Source organism: Pseudomonas frederiksbergensis (assembly GCF_035751725.1).
Taxonomy (GTDB): Bacteria; Pseudomonadota; Gammaproteobacteria; order Pseudomonadales; family Pseudomonadaceae; genus Aquipseudomonas; species Aquipseudomonas frederiksbergensis_A.
Genome location: NZ_CP142104.1, coordinates 2,663,565 through 2,679,092, shown reverse-complemented (window position 1 = coordinate 2,679,092; position 15,528 = coordinate 2,663,565). Strand labels below are relative to the sequence as shown.

At 61.5% G+C, this 15,528-nt stretch carries 15 protein-coding genes; 9 read left to right on the top strand and 6 right to left on the bottom strand.

From position 1 onward, the window contains the following. Positions 1-21 precede the first annotated feature (21 nt). Entirely contained in the window at positions 22-360 is a 339-nt protein-coding gene (locus tag VQ575_RS12045) for a hypothetical protein (protein ID WP_039590938.1), read from the bottom strand. Positions 361-582: 222 nt separating this feature from the next. On the opposite strand from VQ575_RS12045, the gene ku reads away from it, so the two are divergent. Continuing rightward, a complete protein-coding gene (ku, locus tag VQ575_RS12040; RefSeq protein WP_325919742.1) occupies positions 583-1,473 on the top strand; it encodes a non-homologous end joining protein Ku in 891 nt (296 codons plus the stop codon). A gap of 33 nt (positions 1,474-1,506) precedes the next feature. Further along, entirely contained in the window at positions 1,507-3,489 is a 1,983-nt protein-coding gene (gene ligD / locus VQ575_RS12035) for a DNA ligase D (protein ID WP_325919740.1), read from the top strand. Positions 3,490-3,493: 4 nt separating this feature from the next. Here the strand turns inward: ligD and lpxO are convergent, their stop codons facing one another. Then, positions 3,494-4,393: a lipid A hydroxylase LpxO gene (lpxO, locus tag VQ575_RS12030; RefSeq protein ID WP_039591379.1), complete on the bottom strand. Its 900-nt coding sequence runs from the start codon at positions 4,391-4,393 to the stop codon at positions 3,494-3,496. 404 nt (positions 4,394-4,797) lie between these two features. On the opposite strand from lpxO, the gene VQ575_RS12025 reads away from it, so the two are divergent. Together VQ575_RS12025 and VQ575_RS12020 are read left to right on the top strand one after the other, a co-directional pair. Then, positions 4,798-6,384, top strand: coding sequence for an ABC-F family ATPase (locus VQ575_RS12025; protein ID WP_080942524.1), 1,587 nt, complete (start codon positions 4,798-4,800; stop codon positions 6,382-6,384). Between the two features lie 184 nt (positions 6,385-6,568). Further along, positions 6,569-7,762 carry an MFS transporter gene (locus tag VQ575_RS12020; RefSeq protein WP_045155888.1) on the top strand — a complete coding sequence of 398 codons (1,194 nt, stop codon included), beginning with the start codon at positions 6,569-6,571 and terminating at the stop codon, positions 7,760-7,762. On the opposite strand, the gene VQ575_RS12015 is transcribed toward VQ575_RS12020, so the two are convergent. After that, on the bottom strand, positions 7,756-8,793 hold the full coding sequence (locus VQ575_RS12015; RefSeq protein WP_045155887.1) for an alpha/beta hydrolase family protein: 1,038 nt from the start codon (positions 8,791-8,793) through the stop codon (positions 7,756-7,758). The two genes, VQ575_RS12020 and VQ575_RS12015, sit on opposite strands and share 7 nt — an antisense overlap. A 185-nt stretch (positions 8,794-8,978) precedes the next feature. After that, positions 8,979-9,587: an FMN-dependent NADH-azoreductase gene (locus VQ575_RS12010; protein ID WP_198723166.1), complete on the bottom strand. Its 609-nt coding sequence runs from the start codon at positions 9,585-9,587 to the stop codon at positions 8,979-8,981. Between the two features lie 129 nt (positions 9,588-9,716). On the opposite strand from VQ575_RS12010, the gene VQ575_RS12005 reads away from it, so the two are divergent. After that, a complete protein-coding gene (locus VQ575_RS12005; protein WP_039590951.1) occupies positions 9,717-10,625 on the top strand; it encodes a LysR substrate-binding domain-containing protein in 909 nt (302 codons plus the stop codon). Next, a complete protein-coding gene (locus VQ575_RS12000; RefSeq protein WP_039590953.1) occupies positions 10,622-10,972 on the top strand; it encodes an MmcQ/YjbR family DNA-binding protein in 351 nt (116 codons plus the stop codon). Before VQ575_RS12005 ends, VQ575_RS12000 begins: the two co-directional genes overlap by 4 nt. Positions 10,973-10,975: 3 nt before the next feature. Here VQ575_RS12000 and VQ575_RS11995 read toward each other — a convergent pair whose 3' ends face one another. Both VQ575_RS11995 and VQ575_RS11990 read right to left on the bottom strand, forming a co-directional pair. Beyond that, entirely contained in the window at positions 10,976-11,398 is a 423-nt protein-coding gene (locus VQ575_RS11995) for a DUF1294 domain-containing protein (RefSeq protein WP_198723163.1), read from the bottom strand. Then, complete coding sequence (locus tag VQ575_RS11990; protein WP_039590956.1) at positions 11,395-12,225, bottom strand: undecaprenyl-diphosphate phosphatase; 831 nt, start codon at positions 12,223-12,225, stop codon at positions 11,395-11,397. The genes VQ575_RS11995 and VQ575_RS11990 overlap by 4 nt, the downstream gene beginning before the upstream one ends. A 271-nt stretch (positions 12,226-12,496) precedes the next feature. Here VQ575_RS11990 and VQ575_RS11985 point away from each other — a divergent pair, with 271 nt between their 5' ends. From VQ575_RS11985 to VQ575_RS11975, 3 genes are all read left to right on the top strand, one after another. Beyond that, a complete protein-coding gene (locus VQ575_RS11985) occupies positions 12,497-14,131 on the top strand; it encodes a methyl-accepting chemotaxis protein (protein WP_198723162.1) in 1,635 nt (544 codons plus the stop codon). 239 nt (positions 14,132-14,370) lie between these two features. Then, positions 14,371-14,934 (top strand): nicotinamide riboside transporter PnuC, encoded by a 564-nt coding sequence (gene pnuC, locus VQ575_RS11980; RefSeq protein ID WP_045155883.1) that lies wholly within the window; start codon positions 14,371-14,373, stop codon positions 14,932-14,934. Next, positions 14,931-15,455 carry an AAA family ATPase gene (locus tag VQ575_RS11975; RefSeq protein ID WP_039591382.1) on the top strand — a complete coding sequence of 175 codons (525 nt, stop codon included), beginning with the start codon at positions 14,931-14,933 and terminating at the stop codon, positions 15,453-15,455. The genes pnuC and VQ575_RS11975 overlap by 4 nt, the downstream gene beginning before the upstream one ends. The last annotated feature ends 73 nt before the right edge of the window (positions 15,456-15,528 follow it).

Genomic DNA, 15,528 nt, shown 5'->3' with positions numbered 1-15,528 from the left:
GATGTGGATCAGGACGGCGCCTCAGCGATTGCCGTTATTCATGTTCCTGGGAGGTGTCGGGGATTCGATGGTGGGGCGTGGCGAGCCGGGAGCCGAGCCAGCCCGGGGGTAACCATTGCCGATGCCGCCGTTTTCCAAGGTCGGAGGGCGTGGCACCGGCACTGTCGGGTTGCTGCGAATCGTCGGCACGTTGGGCTGGGTGCCCTGCATGCTGTTGGGATTGGCCCGGCGGATCGGGCTGTTGTATGGGTTGTTGTTGCCCGGCAGGTTCTGGGCCAGCACTGGCCCCACGCCCGGCGTGACCGCTTGCGCGGCGGCGCTCATTGATAGCGCGGTTAGAACGAGTATCAGCCTGTTCATGGAACCTCCCAGCGACACGGTGATGACACCGGCATATCGAAAGCACGCTACGCCGCAGGTTCGTTGTTGTTAAGCGAAATATCCCCGCGAAGATGTAACTAGGCATCTCCGCTGCCAGGCTATTCCAAGCGGCCAACCGCAGCCAGCCGGCGGCCGGCGGAAACTTTTTCCAAGCCCTGGGGGTCACCAGAGAGACCATTCACCGGTAAGGAAAATTGCACCATGGCACGGGCAATCTGGAAAGGCGCAATCAGTTTCGGGCTGGTCCACATTCCGGTGGCACTGGTGTCGGCCACCGCGTCCCAAGGTGTGGATTTCGACTGGCTGGACAAACGCAGCATGGATCCGGTGGGCTACAAGCGCGTCAACAAGGTCACCGGCAAGGAAGTGACCAAGGATGACATCGTCAAAGGCGTGGAATACCAGAAGGGTCAATATGTGCTGATCAGCGAGGATGAAATTCGCGCAGCCCACCCCAAGTCCACCCAGACCATCGACATTTTCTCTTTCGTGGACAGCGAAAAGATCCCGCTCCAGAACATCGACAAGCCGTATTTCCTGGCGCCGGACAAACGCGGTGGCAAGGTCTATGCGTTGCTGCGCGAGACGCTGCTCAAGACCAACAAGGTCGCCCTGGCAAATGTCGTGCTGCATACCCGCCAACACCTGGCGGCGCTCATGCCGTTGCAAGAAGCCCTGGTGCTGGTGATGCTGCGCTGGCCCGCCGAGGTCCGCGAACTCGACGTCCTGGAGCTGGGCGACGAAGTGACCAACCCAACGCTGGCAAAGGGCGAACTGGACATGGCCAAGCGCCTGGTGGAAGACATGAGCGGCGACTGGGAACCCCAGGAGTACCGCGACAGTTTCCAGGAAAAAATCATGGAACTGGTGGAAAAAAAGGCCACCGAAGGCCGCCTCGAAGCGGTGGAAACCGACCCGGGCGAAGAACAACGCAAGACCGCCGACGTCATCGACCTTACCGAGCTGCTCAAGCGCAGCCTCGGTGGCAAGGGCAAGAGCCCGGAAAAATCGGCTGAAAAAACGGCAGCAAAATCGACCAAGACGCGTAAATCCGCTCCTGCTAAAAAAGCCACCAAGGCCTCCCGGGGCTAAACCCCGGGCGCCTGTAACACAAGGGAATCTGTCATGGCCAAGGCCGAGAGTGAATCTGCCCGTCTGTCTGCCGTGCAAGCGCACGCAACAACGACTCGCAGCCGTGCCCGACGGGGCGATCAGGTGGACAACGGCCGGCTGCCGGAACGTCTGTCACCGCAATTGGCCACGCCCGTGGAACAACCGCCGGCCGGGGAATGGCGCTATGAGATCCAATTCCACGGCTATCGCCTCATGGCGCGCATCGAGAATGGCGAGGTCCGGCTGTTTAACCGCCACCACACGGACTGGACCGAGCGGCTCAAGCTGCATGCCGACGCCTTGGCGAAGCTGGACCTGGGCAATTGTTGGCTCGACGGCGAACTTGTCCTGCTCGACGACGCCGGCCATTCGGACTTCCCTGCCCTGCGCCAGGCCTTCGAAATCGGACGCAGCGTCGACATGGTGTATTTCCTGTTCGACGCGCCGTTCCTCAATGGTGTCGACCTGCGCGAGAAACCGGTGGAAGAACGCCGCTCCGCGCTCAAGAACGCCCTGAAGAACAACGCCAGCAAGCGCCTGCGGTTTTCCGAGGCATTCTCCGCCAGCCAACACGACATTTTCGAAAGTGCCACCGCGCTGTCGTTGGACAGTGTGGTCGGCAAACGTCTGGGCAGCCCTTATGTCTCGGGCCGCAACCCCGATTGGGTCAAGCTCAGGTGTCGGCTGCGCCAATGCTTTGTCATCGTGGGATTCACGCGCCCACAAGGCAAACGCAACGGCTTCGGCGCCCTGTTGCTGGCGGTCAACGGGCCGTCGGGCCTGGTGTATGCCGGCCGCGTCGGTACGGGCTTCAGCCAGGCTCAACTCACGCAGTTGCACGAAAGACTCTGCGCCCAGGAGCGCGATACTTCCCCGCTGGACCAGCCACTGCGCGGTGCACAGGGACGCGGTGTGCATTGGGTCGAGCCGGCCCAAGTCTGCGAAGTCGAATTTGCCGAATGGACCGCCGAGGGCCTGGTTCGCCAAGCGGTATTCCTTGGCCTGCCGGGCGACGGGCACGCCAGCCGCGTGGTGCGCGAGCAGCCCATGCCGATAAAAGCCGCGCCTCCCAAGCCCAAGCGCCGCACCAAGGCAGACGCCGCCAAGGTCGACGGCGTGATGATCACCCACCCCGACCGCGTCGTTGACAGCGTCAGCGGCGTACAAAAAGCCGAACTGGCGCAGTATTACCTGGAGATCGCGCCATGGATCCTACCGCACCTGAAGTTGAGGCCTGTCGCACTTGTGCGGGCACCGGAGGGAATCGGCGAGCAACTGTTCTTCCAGAAACATCCAGATCGCCTTGAAATACCCCATATCAAGCAGCTGGATCCGAAGCTTGACCCGGGCCACGCGGCGCTGATGGAAATCGACAGTATCCATGCCCTGGTCGGCGCGGCGCAGATGGGCGCGGTGGAATTGCACACCTGGACGGCCACCCATGACCGAATCGAGACGCCCGATCTGTTCGTCCTGGACCTGGACCCCGACCCGTCATTGCCCTGGAGCGCCATGCTCGAAGCGACGCGCATGACCTTGTCCGTATTGGACGAGCTGGGCCTGCAGGGATTTCTCAAGACCAGCGGCGGCAAAGGCATGCACGTCATCGTGCCATTGGCTCGCAGCGAGGGATGGGAGGTCACCAAGGCTTTCGCCAAGGCCATCTCGCAATTCCTGACCCGCCAGATGCCGCAGCGGATCACCGCGACCATGGGACCCAAGAACCGCGTGGGCAAGGTATTTATCGATTATCTGCGCAACGCCCGCGGCGCCAGCACCGTGGCTGCCTACTCGGTGCGCGCAAGGCCGGGCCTGCCGGTTTCGGTCCCGATTGCCCGTGACGAACTGGACGGCCTGCGTAACGCCCAGCAGTGGGACATCCAGACTGCGTTGGAACGGGCCAAAGGCCTGGGCGCTGACCCGTGGGAAGGTTATAACCATCGCCAACGGATCACCGCCAGGATGTGGGAACAACTGGAGACAGAGAAGCCCTGAACCTTCAGATCCAGACGAAAATCGCCAGCAGAGCCCCAAAGAACGCCCACTTCTGCATGTAGTACAACGTGCGATTGCGTTTCTTCAGCGCCTTGCCTTGCAGACGGATCTTGTACAGTCGGGAAAACGCCCGGTTCAGGCCGCCGGTCTTGTCACCGGCATCGTTCGGCGCGCCAGCGGCGGCCATCACGGTACGGCTGAACCAGCGGTTGAACGCCGTGGCCCAACGGTACTTCATCGGCCGTTCCACATCGCAGAACAAGATGATGCGGTTCTGTGCCGTGGTGTTTTCGGCGTAATGGATGAACGTCTCGTCGAAGATGACCGCCTCGCCGTCGCGCCAATGATAGGGCTCGCCATCGACATCGATGTAGCAACCGGCATCGTTGGGGGTCTGCAGGCCCAGGTGATAGCGATAGGAGCCGGCATACGGATCGCGATGGCGCACCAGTTTCGAGCCGGGGGGCAATTCGGCGAACATGGCCGCCTTGATCGAGCCGATGCCCTGTACCAGTTCGGTGGTACGTGGGCAGAGCTTCATGGCCGACGGATGGCTGTCGCCGTACCACTTGAGGTAGAAACGCTTCCAGCCGGTCTTGAAGAATGAGTTGAAACCCACATCGTCGTATTGGTTGGAACGCTTGATCTCGCCTGCCTGCAACAGGTTCCGGCCTTCAGCGCGGATCTCTTCCCAATGGGCCTGCAACGGGCTCAGGTCCGGGAATTCCCTTGGGCTGAGGAACGGCTTGCTGGGCAGTTTCGAGCACAGGTAGAGCAGGCAATTGACCGGCGCGAGGAAGGACGAGTGATCGCTCAGTTGGCGGCCGATCTTATGCCGCACGCGTCCGCGCAGGTGCACATAGCCGATGGAGAGGATGTAGATCGCAACAATGATGAGCTTCACGGAGTTCGTCACAATGCAGGAGTTGACAGGCGGCGTCTCCTGGCCAGCCAAGCGGCGAGGTGGATGGCGTCGAGTGAGATGGCATTTTAGCCAGACTTTGTAACTGAAAGTTATCCTCAGTTGTGAAAAACTGTCTTGCCCAGGCAATACCCTATCGTTAAAGCGTCCAGACCAGTACAATCGCCGCCCAATATCATGCGCCCCCTTTTGGCCGATGCCGGAAAACCGGCTTCGGCGCATACCCACTCGGGCCAGGCGCTCCGTATGCAGCTGTCCTCTTATGCCGGATGGACCCTTGCGCTTGCGACCGCGAAGCCTCTAGCGCGGTGCGGATCGGCGCAAACAGGTACTGAACAGGTACTGCCGCACCCTTAGCTACTCTGAATGTTCCGCAGGATAAACCTTTGATCTCTACAGCTAACATCACGATGCAGTTCGGCGCCAAGCCACTGTTCGAAAACGTCTCTGTCAAGTTTGGCGCGGGCAACCGCTACGGCCTGATCGGCGCCAACGGTTGCGGCAAGTCGACCTTCATGAAAATCCTCGGCGGCGACCTCGAGCCGTCCGGCGGCCAGGTGATGCTGGAGCCGAACGTGCGCCTGGGTAAACTGCGCCAGGACCAGTTCGCCTACGAGCAATTCACCGTGATCGATACCGTGATCATGGGCCACGAAGAGCTGTGGAAGGTCAAGGCCGAGCGCGACCGCATCTACTCGCTGCCGGAAATGACCGAAGAAGACGGCATGGCCGTGGCCGAGCTGGAAACCGAATTTGCCGAGATGGACGGCTACACCGCCGAATCCCGCGCCGGTGAACTGCTGCTGGGCCTGGGCATTCCCCTGGAGCAGCATTTCGGCCCGATGACCGAAGTCGCCCCAGGCTGGAAACTGCGCGTATTGCTCGCCCAGGCATTGTTCTCCGATCCGGAAGTGCTGTTGCTCGACGAACCGACCAACCACCTGGACATCAACACCATCCGTTGGCTGGAAAACATCCTCACGGCGCGTAACAGCACCATGATCATCATTTCCCACGACCGGCACTTCCTCAACAGCGTCTGCACCCACATGGCCGACCTGGACTACGGTGAGCTGCGCCTGTTCCCGGGCAACTACGACGAGTACATGATCGCGGCCACGCAGTCCCGCGAGCAATTGCTGTCGGACAACGCCAAGAAGAAAGCCCAGATCGCCGAATTGCAGACGTTTGTCAGCCGCTTCTCGGCCAACGCCTCGAAAGCCAAGCAGGCCACCTCCCGTGCCAAGCAGATCGACAAGATCCAGCTGGCCGAGGTCAAGCCATCGAGCCGCGTCAGCCCGTTCATTCGCTTCGAACAGACCAAGAAGCTGCACCGCCAGGCCGTGACCATCGAGCGCATGTCCAAAGGCTTCGACGGCAAGACCCTGTTCAAGAACTTCAGCTTCACCGTCGAAGCCGGCGAGCGCGTGGCGATCATCGGCCCGAACGGCATCGGCAAGACCACCCTGCTGCGCACCTTGATGGGCGAGCTGACACCGGACGCCGGCTCGGTCAAATGGACCGAAAGCGCGGAACTGGGCTACTACGCCCAGGACCATGCCCATGACTTCGAAGACGACGTCAGCCTGTTCGACTGGATGGGCCAGTGGACCCAGGGCGAGCAGATGATCCGGGGTACCCTGGGCCGCATGCTGTTCTCCAACGACGAGATCCTCAAGTCGGTCAAGGTCATCTCCGGTGGTGAACAGGGCCGCATGCTGTTCGGCAAGCTGATCCTGCAAAAGCCGAACGTGCTGGTGATGGACGAACCGACCAACCACTTGGACATGGAATCCATCGAAGCGCTGAACCTGGCGCTGGAAAACTATCCGGGCACGTTGATCTTCGTCAGCCACGACCGCGAATTCGTATCGTCCCTGGCCACCCGCATCATCGAGCTGAGCGCCGACGGCGTGGTCGACTTCAGCGGCACTTATGACGACTACCTGCGCAGCCAGGGTGTGATCTTCTAAGAGCACCTGCGAGCGGTAAGCTTCGAGCTACAAGTGAAAGCCCTGTCCATGTGACAGGGCTTTTGCATTTCAACGGCACAGGATCCATGGGAACGAGAACACAGGTAAACCGTTAGTCAGCTTCCTTTTATCCTCGTCACGCGCCATGATGGGACACTCCTGCTGCTGCCCGCGAACGAGCCCCATGCCAACAGCCCAGCCCGCTCCCAGCTCCTTGTCGATCACCTTGCAGATCGTCTCCATCGTTTTCTACACGTTCATCGCGTTTCTCTGCATCGGCCTGCCGATCGCCGTGTTGCCTGGCTATGTCCATGACCAGTTGGGTTTCAGCGCCGTCATCGCCGGGCTGACCATCGGTTCCCAGTACCTGGCGACCCTGCTCAGCCGGCCCATGGCCGGGAGGTTGTCGGACAGTATCGGCACCAAGCGGGCCATCGTTTATGGCTTGCTGGGGATTGTACTCAGTGGTGTGCTGACACTGATCTCGACATTGTTGCAGGACTTTGCCTTGCCAAGCCTGTTGATCCTGATCGTTGGTCGCGTGCTCTTGGGCGTGGCCCAAGGCCTGATCGGCGTCGGGACGATCAGTTGGTGCATGGGCCAGGTCGGCGTGGAGCATACCGCCCGATCGATTTCCTGGAACGGCATCGCTTCCTACGGGGCCATCGCCATCGGCGCGCCGCTGGGGGTGGTGATGGTCGGTAGCCTCGGTTTCGCCAGCCTGGGCATCGCCTTGTCCTTGTTGGCCGGCATGGCGTTGTTGCTGATCCGCAATAAACCCTCGGTGCCGGTCGTGCGTGGCGAGCGCCTGCCCTTCTGGGCGGTGTTCGGGCGCATATCGCCGTTTGGCGCGAGCCTGTGCCTGGCCTCGATCGGCTACGGCACGCTCACCACGTTCATTACGCTGTTCTACGTGAGCCGCGGCTGGACCGGTGCGGCGTGGTGCCTGACGGTCTTCGGCATCTGTTTCATCCTGTCGCGGCTGCTGTTCATTTCCAGCATCGCCCGTTTCGGTGGCTTCAGCTCGGCCATTGTCTGCATGAGCATCGAGACCCTGGGGCTGGTGATGCTCTGGCTCGCCCCCTCCACCGCGTTTGCCCTGGTCGGCGCGGGCCTGGCCGGCTTCGGCTTGTCGTTGGTCTATCCGGCGCTGGGCGTGGAAGCGATCAAGCAGGTGCCCAACAGCAGCCGGGGCGCCGGGTTGAGTGCCTACGCGGTGTTTTTCGACCTGGCATTGGCGATTGCCGGCCCACTGATGGGCGCAGTGGCGTTGAACCTTGGCTATTCGTCGATTTTCTTCTTCGCGGCCTTGCTGTCGCTCATCGGCCTGGGCCTGGCGCTATTGCTGCGCCGGCGGGCCGGACGCAGCGATCACTGATCGGCGGTCCTGATGCCGGCGCGGGTCGGCTTGCCCAATGCCTGGCTGAAGAAGCGGCTGGCCTCGGAGACCATAGTGCGGTGGATGTCCTTGCGATCAACCCCGTCGGCATCGGTGCACAGCGCCGGCATCGCCGCAATCTGCTCGTCCGTGCAAGGCGCCATGAAGACAAAGTGGCCGGCCCCGGCCAACGTCTTGAAATCCGGCGCGGTAGGTAGTTTGCGGGCCAGGGCTGCTGCGTTCTTGTCGAACGCCACCAGTTTGTCGCCGTCGCCGCTGTAGAGCAGCACCGGCACATGGACGTCGGCCAACGTGTGACGACCGAATTTCAGGCTCAACGGCGCCATCAGCAGTAACGCGCGAACCCTGGGATCAGCCACTGGCGAGAGATCATCGCGGTCGGCAATCAACTCGCCCCGGGTATTACAGGCGTCACGGTCATCGGGCCGTTCCTGGCAGTAGCGTCGCAGGCGATTGAGGTCCGGCGTGGCGCCGCAAAGGATCAAGGCAGTTTCGCCGCCGGCCGAATAGCCAATCACGCCAACCTGCGCGGCATTGACGAATGGCGAGAGCATCGGATCATTCAGGGTTGCGCTGATGGCTTCGGATATCTGGATCGGCCGGCCGTACAGGTTGCTCAACGTGCCGAGCCGGCTGTGATCCTGGGCGTTGTCACCCGGATGAATCACCGCCACCACCACGAACCCCTTGCGTGCCAGCGAGGTGGCCAGGTCGTGCAGGGCCAGGGGCGTGCCGGTATTGCCGTGGGACAGCATCAGCAATGGAAAGCGGCCGATGGCGATCTGGGCGTCCGGCGCCGCGTCGATCTGGTAGCCGCCCAGGGAGCTGGACTGATCTTTCGCGGTGGACGGATAAAACGCGATGGCATGCATCGGCTGTTGGTCCAGCGGATCGAGGAAGTCCAGTTCGTGGAAACCGGCGCTCCAATGCGGATGCGGCGCCGGCGCGGCCTGCACCGGACCGAGGCTGGCTACCAGACAAAACAGCAATGCTGCACCAAGACGTGTCATCGACCTTTCCACCTTCGCACGCGCACGGGAGGGTCCCCGTCGTCGCCGTTCTGGCCGTGCATGACCTGCGCCATCAAGCCCGGCGCCGGGTACGAAAAAACCCCGTACCCCAGCCGTCCCATTGACGACGAGAATACAGGGTTTTGCGCAGGTTGCCCGAAGCGCCTGGCGCCTTTACGCAAGCCTTACGCGGCGGCGAACTGCTGGCGGATCTGCAGCTTGGCCTCGCTCATCGCTTTGGTGCGCATGTCGTCACCGTAGGCCAGGCCCTCGGCGCGGACGAATTCAATGTCAGTGATGCCCAGGAAACCGAACATCAGCTTCAGATATTCCTCGTGGCCCACGCCACTCGGTTGCCCGGCATGCACACCGCCGGAGGTGGAGACGATCACCAGTTTCTTGCCGCCGCACAGGCCTTGCGGGCCGGCTTCGGTGTAGCGGAACGTCTGGCCGGCGACAGCGATGCGGTCGATCCAGGCCTTGAGCTGGGTTGGAATACTGAAGTTGTACATCGGCGCTGCAATCACCACCGCATCTGCGGCGAGGAACTCGGCCATGGTCGACGCACTGAGGTCGGCCTCGTGCTTGAGGGCGGCGTCACGCAGCTCAGCGCTGGTGCCGGCGGCGACCAGCGTCTGGGCGGAAAAGTGGCTGATGGCGTCGGCAGCCAAATCTCGGTAAGTGACGGTGATGTCAGAGTCGGCGGCAGTCCACGCCTGGACCAGTTCACGGCTGAGTTGGCGCGAAGCCGAGTTGTCGCCGAGGATGCTCGAATCGATGTGCAACAGTTTCATGTGAGTGCTCTCCAAGTGAGGATCGCGACCAGGCGATCAATTGAGAACAATCCTATCGATGAAACCAATGGCCGATAAGTAAGCGAAAATGCGATAGTTCGTTCCACTGACAGGACAATCGAGTTCAACATGCAAGACCTCAACGATCTTTATTACTTCGCCAAGGTGGTCGAGGCCGGCGGCTTCGCTGCGGCCGGCCGCCTGCTCGGCATCCCGAAGTCGCGGCTGTCACGGCGTATCGCCGAGCTGGAAGAACGTCTCAATGCTCGCCTGCTGCAACGTACGACCCGCCAGTTGAAGCTGACCGCAGTGGGCGAACGCTACCTGCGCCACTGCCAGGCGATGCTGCTGGAGGCGGAGATGGCCGACGAGGCCGTGGCAAGCATGTCCAGCGAACCCCGTGGACGATTGCGGGTGTCGAGCCCGGTGGGACTGGCGCATCAGTTCCTGCCATCGATCATCGAAACCTTCCTGGCTAAGTATCCGCAGGTCCAACTGGAGATGACGCTGCTCAACCGCCGGGTGGATCTGGTCAGCGAAGGCATCGACGTCGCGCTGCGCGTGCGGGACCTGGGGGACGAAGACCCACTCTTGATGACTCGCCGCTTGCGCCAGGCCCGGTTGATCATGGTCGCCAGCCCGGCCTTCACCCAGGGACGACGAATCGAAACCCCGGAAGATCTTCGGCAATTGCCGGTGCTGGGGGCATTGGAAGCGGATCGGCTGGTTCACCTGCGCCTGCTTGACAGCGATGGTCAAAGTACCGAGCTGACCCTGGAAGCACGCCTGGGCATCGATGATTTCATCGTGCGCCGCGCCTGCGCCCTCGCCGGCCTGGGCTTTACGCTGTTGCCAAGCATGTATTGCGAAGAGGAATTGCGTGACGGCAGATTAGTGGAGCTGTTGCCGGGTTGGTCGTCCCCCGATGGCTGGCTCTTGGCGGTTTATCCCCACCGACGGGGTATGCTGCCGGCGGTGCGCGCCTGGATCGATCACCTGGTAGCGGCATTCGAACAATGTGGAGATAAAACGCTATGAGCTGGAGCGAAGAGGACGTCGCACGGTTTTGCCTGGGCTTGCCAGGGGCCAGGGAAGACTATAAATGGGGCGGCGTGCGGGTATTTTCCATCGCTGGAAACAAGATGTTCGCCTTGCAGGGACTGCGCGGCGACTCATTGGCGTTCAAGGTCGACAAGGACCTGTTTCTCGGCCATTGCGACCGGCCAGGCATTCACCCGGCACCCTATCTGGCGCGTGCACAGTGGATCATCATGAACGTGCCCTACCCGCTGGGCGACGACGAATTGCGAGGGTTGCTGCAGCGCTCCCATCAACTGGTGGTCAGCAAACTGCCGAAGCGTACACAGGTTGGGTTGTTGCTGTAGCGCCTAGAACAACGCCAACAGATGCCCACCCAGGAACAACTGGTCAACCCAGAATCCCTGGTGCAACAACACGACAAACCAGAACACCACCTGGAACGACACCTTGCGGGTCTTGTGGCGAAACACCTGTTGGGCCAGCAATGCTCCGGGCCAGCCACCGGCCAGCTCAACGGCGTGCAAGACATTTTCCGGCGTGCGCCAAGCGTCGGATTGCGCCTTTCGCTTGTCGCTCCAGTAGAGCAGGAACGCCACGACACTGACGACGCCGTAAGCTGTCATTGGCACCCAGGACTCGCCTTGCAGCCCGAGCAGCAGCGAACCGGACAACGGCAAGGCGCACAGCAGCGCGAACACCCCCAGCTTGAGCCGCAGGTTCTGCACGGCTCCGCCAGTGTGACGCGCGCCGCGCCGGCCTGAATCGTTCATGGCTTGGCCGCAGTCCAGTCCACCCAACCAAATTGCCAGGTCGCCAGGATCAGCAGGCCGAACGCAATCCGATACCAGGCGAACACCGCATAGCTGTGGCTGGCGATGAAGCGCAGCAGGCCCTTGACCGCGATCATGGCGAAGATGAACGCGGTGATGAAGCCTATGGCAAATACCGGGAAATCCGCCGGTACGAACAGCTCGCGGTATTTATAGCCGGAGTAAACCGCCGCGCCGACCATGGTCGGCATCGCCAGGAAAAACGAGAACTCCGTGGCGGTTTTGCGCGACAGGCCGAACAGCAGCCCGCCGATAATGGTTGCCCCGGAACGGGAGGTGCCAGGAATCATCGCGATGCACTGGGCCAGGCCGACTTTCAGGGCATCCTTCCAAGTCATGTCATCCACACTCTCGGCGTGCACCCTGTGTTGGCGCTTCTCGGCCCAAAGCATCACCAAACCACCCACCACCAGCGCCGTGGCGACGGTGATCGCGTTGAACAGGTAATGGTGGATCCAGTCGGCAAGCAGCACGCCCAGTATCACGGCGGGGAAGAAGGCAATCAGCAGGTTGGCGGTGAAACGACGTGCGCCGGGCTGGGTAGGCAGGCCCAGCACCACCTCGAAAATCTTGCGCCGGAACTCCCAGACCACCGCCAGGATCGCGCCTAGTTGGATAATGATGTTGAATGCCATCGCACGCTCACCACCAAACCCAAGCAAGTCTGCGACGACGATCTGATGCCCCGTGCTGGAAATCGGCAGGAATTCCGTCAAGCCCTCTACCACGCCAAGAATCAATGCCGAAAAGGCAGTCCACAAATCCATTCATCCCCCAAAAAAGGCCGGTCTATCCAGGCCTTATCTCTATTCGAACGTTACGCAGGTGCACGCAGCGGCTGCACGATAACCGCGACCTTGCAAAAAAAACCAATGAAAAAACGGAACAGGCTCAGGTTTTGCGCTGCGGGGCCGAAATCCTATCAGACAAGCCCTGATAACGCTGCCGCGTTATGACCCAGGTCAATCACGCGTACCTGCCGAGCGTTAAAGTGCCGGCCGTCGTTAATGACAAGAATAAGAAGCGGAGTGACAGCCTATGAATAGCTTGCGCAGTGTATCGATCAGCCGACGCTTGTGGCTCATCCTGGTCGTGGCCATCGTGATGTTGTTCACGTTGGGCGCGTTTATGCTCAAGCAGATCCACACGGATCTGTATCAGGCCAAGGTGCAGAAGACCCAGCATGTGGTCCAGACCGCCAGCGGTGTGTTGAACTACTACCATGGCCTGGAAACCGCCGGCACCCTGACCCGCGAGGCGGCGCAGAAGCAGGCCCTGAGCGCGGTGCGCGGGCTGCGCTATGACCAGAGCGACTACTTCTGGATCAATGACCTGACACCGGTCATGGTCATGCACCCGACCAACCCGAAACTCGAAGGCCAGAATCTCTCTGCCATTCGCGACCCCAACGGTTACGCGCTGTTCAACGAAATGGTCGCCATCGCCAAGGCCAAGGGCGCCGGCATGATCAATTATCTCTGGCCCAAGCCGGGCGCCGAAGCCCCGGTCGGCAAGACCTCGTACGTCAAGCTGTTCGAACCCTGGGGTTGGATCATCGGCTCCGGCGTGTACGTGGATGACGTCCAGGCAGAGTTCCAGTCCCAGTTGATCAAGGCTTCGCTGATTGGCTTGGCGATTACCCTGGTCATGGGCCTGCTCCTGACGCTGATCGTGCGCAGCATCGTTCGCCCGCTTCAGGAGACCGTCAACGCCATGGCCAATATCGCCAGTGGCGAAAGCGACCTGACCAGGACCCTGGATACCCACGGCCAGGACGAAGTCACGCAATTGGCGCGACACTTCAACGCATTCACCGCCAAGCTGCGGCAGGTGGTGAGCCAGTTGCAGGCCTCCGCCAGCGCCCTGGGACAATCGTCCAGCGAACTGGGCAACGACGCCGCCCAGGCCCAGCAACGCAGCCAGCAACAATCCCAACAAATGGAACTGGTGGCGACCGCGATCAACGAAGTCACCTATGGCGTGCAGGACGTGGCCAAGAATGCCGAGCATGCGGCCAGTGAAATGCGCGACGCCGAGTCCCAGGCCCAGCAAGGCCAGGTCAACATCGACGGCAGCTTGCAGCAGATCGACCGGCTCTCGCAGACCATCGACCAGGCGGTGGAAGTGATCCGCACCCTGGCCAGCGAAAGCACCCAGATCGGCAGCGTGCTGGAGGTGATTCGCTCCATCGCCGAGCAGACCAACCTGCTGGCACTCAACGCGGCGATCGAAGCTGCCCGCGCCGGCGAGCAGGGCCGTGGCTTTGCCGTGGTGGCCGACGAAGTGCGCCTGTTGGCCCAGCGCACCCAAAAATCCACCGCCGAAATCCAGGCCATGATCGAACGCCTGCAAAACCATTCCGAAGCCGCAGTGAAGGTCATCAGCGACAGCAGCCGCGCTTCCCAACTGACGATCGAGCAGGCCGGCCTTGCGGGCGCCAGTCTCAATGCCATCGGCCAGGCCTTGCGCAATCTCAACAGCCTGAACGCCTCTATCGCCAGTGCGACCCTGCAACAGGCACATGTGGTGGAGGACATCAACCAGAACGTCACCCAGGCCGCCGGCCTGTCCCACAGCACCGCCGTGGCCGCCGAGCAATCGAGCCTGGCCAGCGCGCGCCTCAAAGACCTGAGCGAACAGCTGAACGGGTTGCTCAAGCAGTTCCGGGTCTGAGAAGCACCCGGTGTGCGAGCCTGCTCGCGAAAACGGCGGGATATTCAGCACGGATGGACGCTGAAATCCCGCTTTCGCGAGCAGGCTCGCACACATTGATTCGGTGCTTACCTCAGGTACGTTGCCTACGTTGACCCTCCTTGCTCGCAATGGCTCAGAACCTCCAGCGCGGAAATTGGAGGTCTGCGCCCCTTAGCGTTTACAATCCCCGCCCTCTCCGACTTCCCCAAGGAACCGCCATGTCCGGGCTTGAACTGTTTGCCGCAGCCCTCGGCGTGATCGCTGTCTGGTTGACCGTCAAGCAGAACCCCTGGTGCTGGCCGATCGGCCTGGTCATGGTGCTGTTGTACAGCTGGATTTTCTTCGAGGTGAAGTTGTACTCCGACATGTTGTTGCAGGTGGTCTATGCCGTCCTGCAACTGTATGGCTGGTGGCAGTGGACCCGTGCCGGGCACGATCACGAGGGACGGCAGGTGACGCGCCTGGGCGCGCCGTCGGTGTGGCTCGGCCTGGCGATGGGTGCCGCGGGCAGCTTGATGCTGGGTGGGGCGATGGCCCACTGGACCGATGCCGCGCAACCCTGGCTTGACGCGGCGCTCACCGGGTTCAGCCTGGTTGCCCAGTGGTGGATGGCGCAGAAACGCGTGCAATGCTGGCCATTGTGGATCGTCCTCGACGTGATTTTTGTCGGTCTGTTCATCTATAAAGACCTGTACCTGACTGCAGCACTCTATGCCCTTTTTACCCTGCTGGCGGTGCAAGGCTGGCGAGAATGGCGCGCCGACCCGGCCCTGCGCGCATGAAAGTGGTGGTGCTGACCGGTCCGGAATCCAGCGGCAAGAGCTGGTTGGCGGCCCAGTTGCAGGCGCACTTCGGTGGCGTGCGGGTCGATGAATACGTGCGCCATTTCATGGAGCAGACCCAGCGCGATACCTCCCTGGCAGATATTTCCGATATCGCCGTCGGTCAATTGGCCTGGGAAGACGCCGCGCGGACACGGCAGCCGGACTTGCTGATCCTCGACACTCACTTGTTGAGCAATATCCTATGGAGCCAGACCTTGTTCGGCGACTGCCCGGCCTGGCTCGAACCAGCCTTGCTGGCGCGCCATTACGATTTGCACCTGCTGCTCAGTCCCGAGCGGGTCGAATGGGTCGGCGATGGCCTGCGTTGTCAGCCTGCGCTCGCCGAACGGGTGGTTTTTTTCGAAGCCATCGAAGACTGGCTGGTTCGCCACCGGCAGCCCTTGGTCAAAATCGAGGGTGATTGGGCGCAGCGTCGCGAGCTCGTTTTTACCGCAGTCGCCCGGCTGCTCCAGGCGTAATGTCTCAACCCTGAAACATCGCGCCCTCGCCAAACCCGGATCCAATAACGCTTCACCTCATTTGGCCCGCTGA